The following is a 13,357-nucleotide window of genomic DNA, read 5'->3' on the forward strand; positions in this document are numbered from 1 at the left end:
TTGTAACCGAGAGCCGCGGCGATGAAAAGCCGCTGACGTCGCCCGTGCGCGACAGCGGAAGAACGAGAGGCGGAGACGCTTGCGCCGGAGCGGGATTTCACTTCCTTTCCAGGCCCGCCGCTGCGGCGGCATGGCCGGACAGCATCGCGGCGGCTCCCGCCATGGCATTGCGAAACGCATCGTCGAAACTCACGCCAGCGACCTGCCAGTCGGCCGTCTCGCCCTCGGCAGTTTGGAGATGCCATCTCGCCTTCCACCCGAGCGCCGTCGCATCCCAGGCGATCGACCCGCCAAGGGCGACCTCCGTCTCGAGCGCGCTCGCAAACGGGCGAAGGTCTTCCATCTCGCCCTCCCCCGAAGGCACGGTAACATCGTCCCTCTCCTCCAGGATCGATTGCGCCGGCAGGAGGATCGCAAGCCCGTATTGGTGGGCCGCAGCCTCCAGCGCGTCCTTCTGATCGATGCCTCGCTTGCCGTCGCGCGTCAAAAGATACCGGCGGCCTTCGGTGAGAACCGCGACCAGAACCGCAAGCGTCGGCCGGTCGAGCCACGCTTCATAGCCAAGGCCGTCGAGCGCGGCGTCGATCTTTGCCGCATCGAAGCTGACTGTGAGATCATAGGGGCGGTCGCGCGAGCCCTGCTCGTCGTGATGCGGGATTCCTTCCATGCGGTCGTGATAGCGGTAAGCACGGACGAAGGAGGGCGCTGTGGCGAGGAGTCTCGGAATGCCGGGATCGCCGCGCGCGATGGGCGCGCCGGAGACTTTGACGAGCACTTTCAGAAGGCACACCTCGAACGCCGGACGGCGCGTCTCCTCGCGCTCGCCGGTGACGATCGTTCGCGCCTCATAGAGATCCGGATCGCTCGAGGGGCCGGCGTCCGCGGGACCGGCGCCGGCGGCCAGCGGAGCCAGAAGAAGTGACGCGGTCACGAGGACAAAACGCCAGAAACGCATCATCAAACCTCCGCAACGGCAGGCATCTGAGCGGTTCACCATAAGGGCCGCCCAGCCGATTGCGAGGATTATGACGCGTCGAAGATTTGCTGAGGGAAGACGGGCTCAGGGAATATGGGTCAGGCGAGGCCGAGCGCTTCGGCTTCGCCCTCGATGCGCGGCCAGTCCGCGGCAATGCGGCGATCGAAGTCCGCGAGGGGATGGCTTGCCAAAATCCTGCGCGCGGTCGAAGCGTCCTCGTTCATCTGCTCGACCAGAGCCTCGATGGAATCGAAGCGCTCCTCGGCGCGGATCCAATCGACGAGCGAGACGAGGCCCATCTCGCCATAAAGATCGCCTTCGAAATCGAACAGGAACGTCTCGAGCTTCGGGGCGCCGTCGTCGAAGGTCGGGCGGCGGCCGAAACTCGCGACGCCATCGTGCACCCGGCCGTCCGGCCGGGTGTAGCGGACCGCATAGATGCCCTGACGCAGTTCGCAGGAGATCGGCAGGACCATATTGGCGGTCGGAAAGCCCAGATCTCGGCCACGGCGGTCGCCGTGGACGACTTTCGCCGCCACCGACCAGGTCCAGCCCAGAAGCTGACGCGCCTCCTCGACCCGGCCCTCCTCAAGAGCGGCGCGGATCCGGCTCGATGAGACCGCCCCCTCTTCATCGCCGTGCTTGTCGACGACGGTCACGCCGAAAGAGGAAAGCACACCCTGACGCTGCAGGAATTCCGGCGTGCCCTGGCGGCGATGGCCGAAATGGAAATCATAGCCGGTGACGGCATGGCGCAGCTGAAGCTTCTCGATGAGGAAGCGGCGCACGAAATCTTCCGCCGAGGTTTCGGCGAAGGCCGCATCGAAATGCGCGACGACGACGCCGTTGAGGCCGAGGGCGGAGGCGACACTTGCCCGCATCACCGGCTCGGTCAGGCGGAAGAGCGGCTTGTCGGGCGCGAAGAAGGAGCGAGGATGCGGCTCGAAGGTGAGAAGGATGCAGGGCGCGCCGAGATGCTCCGCCTCCGCCTGGGCCGCTGCGAGCACGGCCTGGTGACCGCGATGCATGCCATCGAAATTGCCGATCGCGACGACGGCATTTCGCCATTCGTCTGGCAGGCAATCGAAGGTCGCAATGGAAACGGTCGAAGACGGCATCGGACGAGAGATCAGCGGAGAGGATCGGACGAAGTCGCGCCTGCACCGCCGGCGGACCAGACGAGGCGCGGCAGGAACGCCACGACATGGCGCTCTTCCTCGATGAGGCGGCTGCGCACCCTGTCGAGATCCGGTTTTTCGGGATGGCCGAATTCATGGGCATGAATGCCGGCCGTCACCATCAGGCAGTCGATGCCCGCCTGGTTGGCACCGCGGATATCGGTGTTGAAGGCGTCGCCGATCGCCAGAACCTTTTCGCGGGACGGATGTCCGAGGGTCGCCAAGGCCGCATCGTACATCGGCGCAAAAGGCTTGCCGACGAGGATCACCTCGCAGCCGAGTTCTTCGTAGAGCTCGGCGAGCGCACCGGCGCACCAGACGAGAGTACCGCCGCGTTCGACGACGACGTCGGGATTGGCGCAGACCATCGGAATGCCGCGCCCGGCAAGTCTTTCCAGGAGCGGGCGGTAATCGTCGGGCGTTTCGACGTCGTCTTCCGACAGGCCCGTGCAGCTGATGGCGACCGCCTCGTCGGGACCCACCAAGGTCACGTCGAGCCCGTCATAGAGCGACAGATCCCGGTCGGGACCGATATGGCAGATGCCGCCCTTCTTGGCATAACCGGAGATCGCCTGACGAGTCACGTCGCCGGAGGTGACGATCGCATCATAGGCGTCATCGGGGCAGCCGAGCGCCAGAAGCTGCTCGCGAACCGGACCGTTCGGGCGCGGCGCATTGGTGATGAGCGCCACGCGGCCGCCCTTCTCGCGGAAACGGCACAGCGCCTCCACGGCGCCGGGATGCGCGGCGACACCGTTGTGAATGACGCCCCAGACGTCGCACAAGATCGCCTCGTAATCGGCGGCGATCTCAGCCAGACCTGATATCTCTTCCGCTTGCATGAGCTCATTTATGCTGGGACCGGAAAACCGGCACGAGCCGCGGGTAAAGGCTCGCGCGCAGAACGTCAATTGGCCGGTCCGCCAACATGTGGCCAACATGAAGAGATGTTCATTGGGCATCATCTCTGCCGCCCTATATGTGCGGCTATGTCCAGCACCTAAACCGCAGCCGGTTGCGAGAGACTCCAAATCGGAGACTTCACCTTGAAGCATTTCCCGTTCAAAGTGCCGACCCTAGTCGGAGCGTTCATGGTCAGCCTTATCCTTTCTCCAGCCCTCGATCGGGCGCCTGCTTATGCAGAAGATGCGACACCCGACGAGGTGCAGAGCACCCCACAAGTCGCACGCATCGCCCCCAATGCCGAACATTTCACGCTCAAGAACGGCATGGACGTGGTGGTCATTCCCGACAAGCGCGCCCCCGTCGTCACGCACATGGTCTGGTACCGCGTCGGTTCCGCCGACGAGCGGCCCGGTCAGTCGGGCAATGCGCATTTCCTCGAACACCTGATGTTCAAGGGCACGAAGAAGCACCCGGACGGCGAGTTCTCCACCTATGTGTCGAAGATCGGCGGTGAGGAGAACGCCTTCACCAGCAACGATTACACCGCCTATTACCAGCGCGTCTCGAAAGACCACCTCAAAGACGTGATGGCGCTCGAGGCGGACCGGATGAGCAATCTCGTCCTCACCGACGAGGTCGTCGCACCGGAACGCGACGTCATTCTGGAAGAGCGGCGCATGCGGGTCGACAACGATCCTGGCTCTCTCATGAACGAGGCGCTCAACCGGATCTTCTATCTCAATCATCCCTATGGTCGGCCGACGATCGGCTGGGAGAACGAGATCAAGGCGCTCAACGCCAAGACGGCGCTCGATTTCTACCACGAGTTCTACACGCCCTCGAATGCGATCCTGGTCGTCGCCGGCGACGTCACGCCGGACGAGGTGAAGGAGCTCGCCGAGGAAACCTACGGTCAGATTGAATCGAAGCCCGACAGCGCGCGGCCCGCGCGGCCGGCCGAGCCGCCCTCGCCCGGTGCGCGCACCATCACGGTGCGCGACGAGAAGGTGCGCGAGCCCAATCTGATGCAGTTTTATGCCGTTCCTTCGGCCGTCACCGCCAAGCCCGGCGAGGCCGAAGCGCTTTCGGTTCTCGCCGACATTCTCGGCACCGGCGCGACGAGCCGTTTTTATGACGAGCTCGTGCGCGACAACGGACCCGCGACCTATGCCGGGGCCTATTACAGCCCGACAGCGGTCGACGATTCCCGCCTGATCGTCGTCGGCATCCCGCGCGACGGCGTCGATCTGGAGACGCTGCAGGCCGATATGGAAGCCTCCATCCGCAAGCTCGCCGAAGAGGGCGTGAGCGATGAGGAGCTGACACGGGCCAAGAACTCCGTCGTCGCCGATGCCGTCTATTCGCAGGACAGCCAGCAATCGCTCGCCCGCATCATCGGCTCGGCGCTCGCGGTCGGTCGCACGCTGGAAGACGTTCAGACCTGGCCGGCGCGCATCCAGAAAGTGACGGCAAAGGACGTGCAGGAAGTGGCGCAGCGCTATCTCAATCCCGAGAAAGCCGCGACCGGCTATCTCAAGCCCAAGGTCGACCATCAGGCCGACATGTCTGAGGCTCCCGGCAACACGCCCGCCGCCTCACCCGCGCCGGAGACCGCCGATCCGGCCGCAGCGATGGAGCAGAACTGATGCTGCGCACCCTCTCGCTTGCCTTATCCTTCGGAGCCATAATGAGCCTTGCCGTTGCCATGCCGGGCCGCGCCCGCGCGATCGAAATCCAGGAAGTGACCTCGCCCAAGGGGATCACGGCCTGGCTCGTCGAAGACGACACGGTGCCGATCGTGAACATGCAGTTCGCCTTCCGCGGCGGCTCGGTGCAGGATCCGGAGAACAAATCCGGTCTCGCCAATCTCGCCTCGGGGCTTCTCGACGAAGGCGCCGGCGACCTCGATTCCAAGGCGTTCCAGACGCGCCTCGACAATCTCAACATCAAGCTCTCCTTCGACACCGGCCGCGACGCCTTTTACGGCTCCTTGAAGACGCTCGCCGCCAATGCCGACGATGCTTTCAATCTGACGAAACTCGCTTTGACCGAGCCGCGCTTCGACGACGAGCCGGTCGCCCGCATCAAGGCGCAGATCCTGTCGAAACTCAGAAGCGACGAGACCGATCCGAATGAGCTCGCCCGTCGCGCCTGGGCCAAGACCCTGTTCGGCGACCATCCCTATGCGCGCAACGGCGAGGGGACGGAGGAAAGCGTGGAAGAGCTGACGGCCGCCGACCTCAAAGGCTTTGCCGAGCGGAACCTCGCGCGCGACAACCTCGTCGTCGCCGTCGTGGGCGCGATCGATGCGGAAACGCTGAAAGGTCGGCTCGACGAAGTCTTCGGCGATCTGCCGGAGAAAGCCGACCTCAAGCCGATCGCCGACGTCACCGCGGCCGCAGGCAAGACGGCGCATGTCGATCTTCCCGTGCCGCAGACCTCCATCCGCCTCGGCGGACCCGGCATCAAGCGCGACGATCCGGATTTCATCCCGGCCTATATCGCCGACCACATCCTCGGCGGCGGGACTTTCTCCTCCAGGTTTTATCGCGAAATCCGCGAGGAACGCGGACTGGCCTATTCGGTCGGAACGAGCCTCGTGCCCTTCGATCATGCGGGCGTCTGGGTGGGAGCTGCCGCGACGCGTGCCGATGCCGCCCAGGAGGCCGTCGATTTGATGGTGAAGGAAGTCAAAGACATGGCGGAGAACGGGCCGACGGACGAGGAGCTCGCCGATGCGAAGTCCTACCTCACCGGCAATTACGCCCTGCGCTTTGATTCCTCCGGCAAGATCGCCAAGCAGCTTCTCGCCATCCAGCTCGACCATCTCGGCATCGATTACGTCGACAAGCGCAACGAGCTCATCAATGCCGTGACGCGCGTGGACGTGCAGCGGGCAGCCAAGCGGGTCTATGGCGAACCTCCTTCGGTGATCACCGTCGGGCCGGCCGCGAGCTGATACTCCTTTCGTGACCTCCGCCGGGGCGATCTGGCTTCGCCCCGGCCCTCTTCTCCTCCGCCTTTCACCCGCGCCACTCCCCTCCCTTGCCCCGCAAGAGCCCCTCTGCGAATTTCAGCCTCGCAGAGAAAGGGGGGCGTCATGTCTTGGAGAGTGCTCCGTCACAGCGCGGGCTTGATGCTGCTGGCCGCAGCCGTCTTTGTGGGAGCGGCCCAGAATGCGGCGCGGGCGCAGGATCCGCGCCTCACCGCTCTCGGCGAGAAAGCCGCCGAGGCACTTGAAAAGGGCGAGACCATCGCGGCGCTCGATCTGCTCGGAGAGGCGTCAGACATCGTCTGGCGCGAGGGCCCGCTCGCCTTCCGCAAGGCGCTTGCGGTGAGCTCTGCCAAAGGTTTCGGCGATTATGTTACCCGTCCTGACGATCGCTACCGCCCCGGCGAGACGATGCGCGTCTATGCCGAACCGGTCGCCTTCAGCTACGTGCCGCAGGACGGCGCGTATCGGGTGGCGATGGATGTCGACCTCACGATCAGCAACCTGACGGGACAGGTGATCGCCGAAGGCTCGAAGGTGTTTTCGGTCAAGACCACCGTGACGGCACCGAAGCGCGACTTCAACGTCGTTCTGTCCTGCCCCGTCCCTGCGCTGCAGGCCGGCAACTATCGGGCCGAGTTCACGTTTCACGACACGGAGAACGCCAAGACGGCGGGGTTCTCGATCCCGCTCGAAATCATCGAAACCGACCAGGAGACCCCGCAATGACACCGAAAACAGCGCTCATCGTCGGTGCAGGGCCCGGGTTGTCGGCGGCGGTCGCGCGCCGTCTTGCCGAACGCGGCACCAGGATCGCCCTCGCTTCGCGCACGATGGAAGCCAACCAGGCGCTCGCAAGCGAACTCGGCGGGCGCGCCTATCGCTGCGACGTCGCCGAAGAAGACCAGGTGGCCGACCTCTTTGAGGCAGTGGAGCGGGATCTCGCGGCACCCGATTTCGTGCTCTTCAATCCGAGCTATCGCAGCAAGGGACCGCTCGTCGAACTCAAACCTCACGACGTGGAAACGTCCCTGAAAGTCACGGCCTACGGCGGTTTCCTCGTCGCGCAGCAGGCGGCGAAGCGGATGATCGAGGCCGGCGGCGGCGCCATTTTCTTCACCGGCGCGTCGGCGAGCGTGAAAGGCTTCGCCCGATCGGCGCCCTTCGCCATGGGCAAATTCGCCCTCCGAGGCCTTGCGCAGTCGATCGCCCGCGAATTGCAGCCGCAGAACATTCACGTGGCGCATTTCATCATCGACGGCGCCATCCGCACGCCGGGGCGCAGCGAAGCCGACGACAAACCGCAATCGCTGCTCGATCCGGATGCGATCGCCCGCTCCTATCTCGGCGTTCTCGATCAGGAGCGCTCCGCCTGGAGCTTCGAGGTGGAGCTACGGCCCTGGCTTGAGAGCTTCTGAATCCGCCTCTCCCGCCGGGGATTCACTCAGCTCGATGTCGACTTTCGTGGGATCGAAAGCGAGATAATGCGCAATGCGCGAGATGGCGGGATAGGGATTCTCGTAAGACCAGGCGATATCCGACACGAACGTTTTGTCCGTCATGAGCGAATAATAGCTCGCGGCACCCTTATGCGGACAAGTCGTGAGTTTGTCCGAACGCTGCATATGCGCCATGCGGACATTGTGGCGCGGAATATAGATGACGTCCGCGCGGTCCCTCTCAGACACGACGACTGCACGAGACGAGCGCGCGAGCAGGAGATCACCGAGGCGAACCCTCACGAGGCCAGAATAGACGCTGAAGCTGATCGGATGCTCTTTGTGCGGCATCGGCATTCCCCCGAGCCGGGCTCGTAATCCGTTCAACCATGCAAATTCAAGTAGAATCTTAGCGAATTTTGGCGCTTGCATAAAAACTTGGCAGGCGGTGACACGTCACCGCCTGCCAGACATCTTGGGCGCGAAGATCCGGCCCGCACAGGCGGGCCCGTGCGTCAGGCGAAAAGCTTGGCTGCGATCTCAGCCACGTGACGGCCCTGAAAGCGGGCGCCTTCCAGCTCGTTGGCGCTCGGCTGGCGCGAGCCGTCCGCATCGGACAAGGTCGAGGCGCCGTAAGGCGAACCGCCGGTGATCTCGTCCATCTTCGTCAGGCCCTGGAACGAATAAGGCAGGCCGACGATGACGAAGCCCTGATGCAGCAGCATCACCTGCGTGGAGGTGATGGTCGTCTCCTGGCCGCCATGCTGGGTGCCCGTGGAGGTGAAGACGGCGCCCACCTTCCCGACGAGCGCGCCCGAGGCCCAGAGCCCGCCGGTCTGATCCCAGAAATTCTTCATCTGCGAGCACATGACGCCATAACGGGTCGGCGTGCCGACGATGACCGCGTCGTAGTCGGCAAGCTCGCCGGGTTCGGCGATCGGATACGGCTGATCCAGAAGATAACCGGACTTTTCCGCGATCTCCTGCGGCACGAGCTCCGGCACACGCTTGACGGTCACGTTGGCGCCGGCGCTCGTGGCGCCTTCGGCAACCGCCTCGGCCATCTGCATCACGTGGCCCCAGCTCGAATAATAAAGCACGAGAATCTTCGCCATATCTCAATCTCCGTTTGGCAATTGCACGGTAGGCCCCTAACTAGGGGGCGACGCTCCTTTCGCCAGACACGATTTCTGGCCCGCATAGCGCCTCTGCGTCGAACGATATCTGGCCTCGCATCCGCACCGGATGTGCGCCGGATTTGAGGCAAAAGGCTTTCGCACTTCGATGCGTTCTCGCCAGTTGACAAGGCCGAGGCCAGCACCTATCTCCCGCTCGCTTAGCACTCACACCTAGAGAGTGCTAACACCAGCAAATCCCCTCATTGGGCGCAGCGCGCCCGCATAAAGGACGCGAGGAAGAAACATGAAGTTCCGCCCTCTGCATGACCGTGTTGTGGTCCGCCGGCTTGAGTCTGAAGAAAAGACCAAGGGTGGCATCATCATTCCGGACACCGCCAAGGAAAAGCCGCAGGAAGGCGAAGTCATCGCCGTCGGCCCTGGCGCGCGTGACGATAACGGCCAGGTGCAGGCCCTCGACGTGAAGGTCGGCGACCGGATCCTGTTCGGTAAGTGGTCCGGCACGGAAGTCAAAATCGATGGCGAAGATCTCCTCATCATGAAGGAGTCCGACATTATGGGCGTCATCGACAGCGAGAGTGTGGCGCAGGCGGCCTAATCGCCGATCGCGCTTTCTAATTTCCCGCAATTCAACAAACAGAGGTTCGCAATATGGCAGCCAAGGACGTGAAATTCTCCGCCGATGCGCGTGAGAAAATGCTGCGTGGCGTCGATATTCTCGCCAACGCCGTGCGCGTAACGCTCGGCCCGAAGGGCCGCAATGTGGTGATCGAGAAGTCGTTCGGCGCTCCGCGCATCACCAAGGACGGCGTCACCGTCGCCAAGGAAATCGAGCTTGATGACAAGTTCGAGAACATGGGCGCGCAGATGGTGCGCGAAGTCGCTTCGAAGACGAACGACATCGCCGGTGACGGCACCACGACCGCGACCGTTCTCGCCCAGTCCATCGTCAAGGAAGGCGCCAAGTCGGTTGCCGCCGGCATGAACCCGATGGACCTGAAGCGCGGCATCGACATGGCCGTCGCCGCGGTCATCAAGGATCTCGAGAGCCGCTCCAAGACGATCGACACGTCTGCGGAAGTCGCTCAGGTCGGCACGATCTCGGCCAATGGCGACAAGGAAGTCGGCCAGATGATCGCCGAGGCGATGCAGAAGGTCGGCAACGAGGGCGTCATCACGGTCGAAGAGGCGAAGAGCCTCGAGACCGAGCTCGAAGTCGTCGAAGGCATGCAGTTCGACCGCGGCTATCTCTCGCCGTACTTCATCACCAACCCCGAGAAGATGGTCACCGAGCTTGAGGATCCGTACATCCTCCTGCACGAGAAGAAGCTCTCGAACCTGCAGGCAATGCTGCCGGTCCTGGAAGCCGTGGTTCAGTCTTCCCGTCCGCTCCTGATCATCGCTGAAGACGTCGAAGGCGAGGCTCTTGCCACGCTCGTCGTCAACAAGCTGCGCGGCGGCCTCAAGGTCGCGGCCGTCAAGGCGCCTGGCTTCGGCGATCGCCGCAAGGCCATGCTGCAGGACATCGCGACGCTCACGGGCGGCACGGTCATCTCTGAAGATCTCGGCATCAAGCTCGAGAACATCACCCTCAACGAGCTCGGCACCGCCAAGAAGGTGACGATCACGAAGGAAGAGACCACGATCGTCGACGGTGCTGGCGACAAGGCCGACATCGAAGCTCGCGTTTCCCAGATCAAGGCGCAGGTCGAGGAGACCACCTCCGATTACGACCGTGAGAAGCTGCAGGAACGCCTGGCGAAGCTCGCCGGCGGTGTTGCGGTCATCCGCGTCGGCGGTGCGACCGAGACCGAGGTGAAGGAGAAGAAGGACCGCGTCGACGACGCCCTCAACGCCACCCGTGCGGCGGTTGAAGAAGGCATCGTTCCGGGCGGCGGCGTCGCTCTCCTGCACGCCAAGCAGGCCGTCACCGGCCTCAGCTCCGACAATCCGGACGTCCAGGCCGGCATCAAGATCATCCTCAAGGCGCTTGAGGCTCCGATCCGCCAGATCGCCTCGAACGCCGGTGTCGATGCTTCCGTGGTCGTTGGCCGCATTCTCGACAAGGGTGAGGCCGATTGGGGCTTCGATGCCCAGATGGAAGAGTACAAGAACCTCGTCCAGGCCGGCATCATCGACCCGACCAAGGTCGTTCGCACCGCTCTTCAGGATGCGGCGTCGATCGGCGGCCTTCTGGTCACCACCGAGGCCATGATCGCCGAGCTTCCGAAGAAGGAAGGCGCTGCTCCGGCCATGCCGGGCGGCGGCATGGGCGGTATGGGCGGCATGGACTTCTAAGGTCCACGACCCTCGCTTTTCGGAAAGGGCGGCTTCGGCCGCCCTTTCTTTTTGCCTGCCACGAAGCGTTCGTTTCGCACCCCACCTTGCCGCGGACGCCCGGCCGCCAAAAGCCTCGGCTCAAAGTCCTGGCCGCAGGCTCACCTCCGAGGACAGCGGATCGCCCGCCGGCTCCGGCATCCGCTCGCGCGGCGCGACCTCTGGCGCGATCCGCCGCTCCTCCGCATCACCCGAGCGGAGAGGCGTGGTGACGACTGCGCGAGGCACGGAGACAGAGATGTCGCCATTCGGCCGGGGCCTCTCGGACGCCCCTGGAAAGCTCGCGGTCGCCGCATCGATCTTGCGAAACGTTTCCACGGCGTCGGATTTGAACAGGACGTAGAGGCCGAATATCAGACCGAGGGAACAGGCGATGGCGATCGCGCCCATCACCTTGCCTTGCAGCGCGACGGCGCGTGTGCGCCGGTCGTCGGCGTCTTCGGCCTTGGCAGCCATGATCGCGGGCCCGCCGGTCTTCGAGAGTGAAACCGAACGACCTCTAAAGAAGACGCGTTCCCAAAGGGTTACCGGCTTCCGGCGGCCTCGGCGGCAGGATTGCGGTCAAGCTCTTGCGCAACGGCATCGACCAGTTTCTCGGCCACATGGCGTGTCGCATCCGACCAGGGCGCGCGGCGCGACATGACGAGGCACGCCTCCGAGCGCAGGATGACGCCGTCGTCCAAGATCTTCAGGTGGTTCGCCTTCAAGGTCGATCCGGTGGAGGTGATGTCGACGATGACGTCCGCCATGCCGCCGGCGGGCGCGCCTTCGGTGGCCCCGAGGCTTTCCACGATCCGGTAGAGCGCAATGCCGTGGCTTTCCAGGAAGCGCTGCGTCAAGTTCCAGTATTTGGTGGCGATGCGCAGCCGCCTTCCATGGCGCTGCAGGAAGCCCGCCGCGACATCGTCGAGATCTTCCATCGTGGCGACGTCGATCCACAATTCCGGCACGGCGATGACGACATCGGCATGGCCGAAGCCGAGCGGCAGGATGCGGCCGATCTTCTCCTGCCAGGCCGGCACCGTCTCCTGAATGAGATCGAGCCCGGTGACGCCGACATGGACGCGGCCGAGGCCGAGCTCGCGCGAAATCTCGGATGCGGACAAAAAGGCGATCTCGATTTCCGGACAGCCTTCGACCTCGCCGCGGTAACGCCGCGCCCCGCCGATGCGCGCGACCTTGTAGCCGGCCGCAGCCAGACGTCGCTCCGTCTCCTCCATCAGCCGGCCCTTGGAGGGGATCGCCAGAGTGATGGTCTCGCTCACGACACACCTCCGAGCCCACTGCCGAGCGCGCCAGCGAAGGTTCTCGCCTCGCCGAGATCGATGGTGAATCCGGCGGCCGGGATCGGCCGGTCGGCGCCGAGCATTTCCAGAAGCCGGTCGTAGCGCCCGCCGCCGGCGGCCGTGCGTCCCGTCGCGGCATCGCGGATCTCGAAGACGAGGCCGGTGTAATAATCGAGCGAGCGGCCGAAGCCTGCTTCGAAGACGACTTCGAGGCCCGAGCTGCGGCGCTCGAGCTTTTGCATGCGCCGTTCGAGACGTGCGCCCGGCTCTTTAAGATCGACGCCGAAACGCCGGCCGAATTCGGCGAGACGCCCGGGCAAGTCCTGCGGCGTGGCCTCGATCCCCAGAAACGCCTTCAAGACCGCCACTTTTTCTGGCGGGATCTCGGTTTCGTAGAGGGCGCGCTGTTCCAGAAAGCGCGCGGCGATCTCTTCCGGCGCCCGGCTCGCATAGGCCTGATAGCCCTGCGCTTCGAAGCGCTCGGCAAGAAGCGTCGTCAACGCCTCCTCGTCCTGATCGCCGACAGCCTTCTCCAGATCCGGTTCGAGCCTCGAAGGCGCACTCGCCGAAGCTGTCTCTTCGAAACGCGCAATCAGCCCTTCGATGCGCCGATCGGCCCCGAAGGCGCGGCGGAAACGCTGGCGCCAGGCCTGCGGCAATTCGAGGGCGGCGAGAAGTGCGGTGAAGAGGCCGATATCGCCGATCCTGAGGCGCATCCCGGCAAGACCCGTGCGCCTGACCCCTTCGACGGCAAGCGCCAGGAGCTCGGCGTCGACATTGGCGCGCTCCGCCTCGCCGATCACCTCGAACCCGGTCTCGGCGCGTTCGGCCGAACCGCGGTCGTGGCGGCGGAAGACGACGCCTTCATAGAAGTAGCGCCCCGCCTCAACGCCGGAGCGCAGATGATGCAGGCAGACGGGGATGGTGAAATCCGGACGCAGAGCCAGGCGCTCGCCGCTCGGCCCTTCCGTCACGAACATGCGCCGGCGAATGTCCTCGCCCGCCGTCTCCAGAAACGGATCGGCGGCATGCAGCACCGGCAGGTCGAGCAGGCGTCCGCCCGCCCCTTCGAAAAGCGGCCGCAAGCTCATCGGGAGACACTCATAA

At 64.3% G+C, this 13,357-nt stretch carries 14 protein-coding genes; 6 read left to right on the top strand and 8 right to left on the bottom strand.

From position 1 onward, the window contains the following. Positions 1-97: 97 nt before the first annotated feature. From L0F51_RS12345 to L0F51_RS12355, 3 genes are all read right to left on the bottom strand, one after another. Positions 98-958, bottom strand: coding sequence for a DUF2066 domain-containing protein (locus L0F51_RS12345; RefSeq protein ID WP_234629538.1), 861 nt, complete (start codon positions 956-958; stop codon positions 98-100). 116 nt (positions 959-1,074) lie between these two features. Next, a complete protein-coding gene (locus L0F51_RS12350) occupies positions 1,075-2,094 on the bottom strand; it encodes a bifunctional riboflavin kinase/FAD synthetase (RefSeq protein ID WP_234629539.1) in 1,020 nt (339 codons plus the stop codon). An 11-nt stretch (positions 2,095-2,105) separates the two neighbouring features. Beyond that, the gene (locus tag L0F51_RS12355) at positions 2,106-2,996 is read right to left on the bottom strand and encodes a TIGR01459 family HAD-type hydrolase (RefSeq protein WP_234629540.1); all 891 of its coding nucleotides are present in this window, start codon (positions 2,994-2,996) and stop codon (positions 2,106-2,108) included. Between the two features lie 249 nt (positions 2,997-3,245). Between L0F51_RS12355 and L0F51_RS12360 the strand changes: the two genes are divergently transcribed. The 4 genes from L0F51_RS12360 to L0F51_RS12375 all read left to right on the top strand — a co-directional run bounded on the left by L0F51_RS12360 (position 3,246) and on the right by L0F51_RS12375 (position 7,470). Further along, positions 3,246-4,706, top strand: a complete 1,461-nt coding sequence (locus L0F51_RS12360; RefSeq protein ID WP_234629541.1) for a pitrilysin family protein — start codon at positions 3,246-3,248, stop codon at positions 4,704-4,706. 41 nt (positions 4,707-4,747) lie between these two features. Beyond that, positions 4,748-6,019, top strand: a complete 1,272-nt coding sequence (locus L0F51_RS12365; protein ID WP_234629542.1) for a pitrilysin family protein — start codon at positions 4,748-4,750, stop codon at positions 6,017-6,019. Between the two features lie 141 nt (positions 6,020-6,160). Beyond that, positions 6,161-6,781 carry a hypothetical protein gene (locus L0F51_RS12370; RefSeq protein ID WP_234629543.1) on the top strand — a complete coding sequence of 207 codons (621 nt, stop codon included), beginning with the start codon at positions 6,161-6,163 and terminating at the stop codon, positions 6,779-6,781. Then, the gene (locus tag L0F51_RS12375; protein ID WP_234629544.1) at positions 6,778-7,470 is read left to right on the top strand and encodes an SDR family oxidoreductase; all 693 of its coding nucleotides are present in this window, start codon (positions 6,778-6,780) and stop codon (positions 7,468-7,470) included. Before L0F51_RS12370 ends, L0F51_RS12375 begins: the two co-directional genes overlap by 4 nt. On the opposite strand, the gene L0F51_RS12380 is transcribed toward L0F51_RS12375, so the two are convergent. Together L0F51_RS12380 and wrbA are read right to left on the bottom strand one after the other, a co-directional pair. Further along, positions 7,444-7,842: a DUF427 domain-containing protein gene (locus L0F51_RS12380; protein WP_234629545.1), complete on the bottom strand. Its 399-nt coding sequence runs from the start codon at positions 7,840-7,842 to the stop codon at positions 7,444-7,446. The genes L0F51_RS12375 and L0F51_RS12380 overlap by 27 nt on opposite strands. A gap of 164 nt (positions 7,843-8,006) precedes the next feature. Then, positions 8,007-8,606, bottom strand: coding sequence for an NAD(P)H:quinone oxidoreductase (gene wrbA / locus L0F51_RS12385; RefSeq protein ID WP_234629546.1), 600 nt, complete (start codon positions 8,604-8,606; stop codon positions 8,007-8,009). A 307-nt stretch (positions 8,607-8,913) separates the two neighbouring features. On the opposite strand from wrbA, the gene groES reads away from it, so the two are divergent. Both groES and groL read left to right on the top strand, forming a co-directional pair. Beyond that, a complete protein-coding gene (groES, locus tag L0F51_RS12390; RefSeq protein WP_092809112.1) occupies positions 8,914-9,225 on the top strand; it encodes a co-chaperone GroES in 312 nt (103 codons plus the stop codon). Positions 9,226-9,278: 53 nt separating this feature from the next. After that, positions 9,279-10,925 (top strand): chaperonin GroEL, encoded by a 1,647-nt coding sequence (gene groL, locus L0F51_RS12395; protein WP_128292325.1) that lies wholly within the window; start codon positions 9,279-9,281, stop codon positions 10,923-10,925. Between the two features lie 120 nt (positions 10,926-11,045). On the opposite strand, the gene L0F51_RS12400 is transcribed toward groL, so the two are convergent. The 3 genes from L0F51_RS12400 to L0F51_RS12410 all read right to left on the bottom strand — a co-directional run bounded on the left by L0F51_RS12400 (position 11,046) and on the right by L0F51_RS12410 (position 13,341). Next, complete coding sequence (locus L0F51_RS12400; RefSeq protein ID WP_234629547.1) at positions 11,046-11,420, bottom strand: hypothetical protein; 375 nt, start codon at positions 11,418-11,420, stop codon at positions 11,046-11,048. Positions 11,421-11,488: 68 nt separating this feature from the next. Further along, the gene (gene hisG, locus L0F51_RS12405) at positions 11,489-12,229 is read right to left on the bottom strand and encodes an ATP phosphoribosyltransferase (protein WP_370642397.1); all 741 of its coding nucleotides are present in this window, start codon (positions 12,227-12,229) and stop codon (positions 11,489-11,491) included. Then, a complete protein-coding gene (locus tag L0F51_RS12410; RefSeq protein WP_234629548.1) occupies positions 12,226-13,341 on the bottom strand; it encodes an ATP phosphoribosyltransferase regulatory subunit in 1,116 nt (371 codons plus the stop codon). The genes hisG and L0F51_RS12410 overlap by 4 nt, the downstream gene beginning before the upstream one ends. Between the last annotated feature and the right edge of the window lie 16 nt (positions 13,342-13,357).

It is taken from the genome of Afifella sp. H1R, assembly GCF_021462425.1.
Taxonomy (GTDB): domain Bacteria; phylum Pseudomonadota; class Alphaproteobacteria; order Rhizobiales; family Afifellaceae; genus Afifella; species Afifella aestuarii.

Coding starts and splice junctions, on each gene's coding strand:
- wrbA (WP_234629546.1), bottom strand. CDS start 8,606: ATGGCGAAGATTCTCGTGCTTTATTATTCGAGCTGGGGCCACGTGATG.
- L0F51_RS12345 (WP_234629538.1), bottom strand. CDS start 958: ATGATGCGTTTCTGGCGTTTTGTCCTCGTGACCGCGTCACTTCTTCTG.
- groL (WP_128292325.1), top strand. CDS start 9,279: ATGGCAGCCAAGGACGTGAAATTCTCCGCCGATGCGCGTGAGAAAATG.
- L0F51_RS12365 (WP_234629542.1), top strand. CDS start 4,748: ATGAGCCTTGCCGTTGCCATGCCGGGCCGCGCCCGCGCGATCGAAATC.
- L0F51_RS12375 (WP_234629544.1), top strand. CDS start 6,778: ATGACACCGAAAACAGCGCTCATCGTCGGTGCAGGGCCCGGGTTGTCG.
- groES (WP_092809112.1), top strand. CDS start 8,914: ATGAAGTTCCGCCCTCTGCATGACCGTGTTGTGGTCCGCCGGCTTGAG.
- L0F51_RS12355 (WP_234629540.1), bottom strand. CDS start 2,996: ATGCAAGCGGAAGAGATATCAGGTCTGGCTGAGATCGCCGCCGATTAC.
- L0F51_RS12410 (WP_234629548.1), bottom strand. CDS start 13,341: ATGAGCTTGCGGCCGCTTTTCGAAGGGGCGGGCGGACGCCTGCTCGAC.
- L0F51_RS12370 (WP_234629543.1), top strand. CDS start 6,161: ATGTCTTGGAGAGTGCTCCGTCACAGCGCGGGCTTGATGCTGCTGGCC.
- L0F51_RS12360 (WP_234629541.1), top strand. CDS start 3,246: ATGGTCAGCCTTATCCTTTCTCCAGCCCTCGATCGGGCGCCTGCTTAT.
- L0F51_RS12400 (WP_234629547.1), bottom strand. CDS start 11,420: ATGGCTGCCAAGGCCGAAGACGCCGACGACCGGCGCACACGCGCCGTC.
- L0F51_RS12350 (WP_234629539.1), bottom strand. CDS start 2,094: ATGCCGTCTTCGACCGTTTCCATTGCGACCTTCGATTGCCTGCCAGAC.
- L0F51_RS12380 (WP_234629545.1), bottom strand. CDS start 7,842: ATGCCGCACAAAGAGCATCCGATCAGCTTCAGCGTCTATTCTGGCCTC.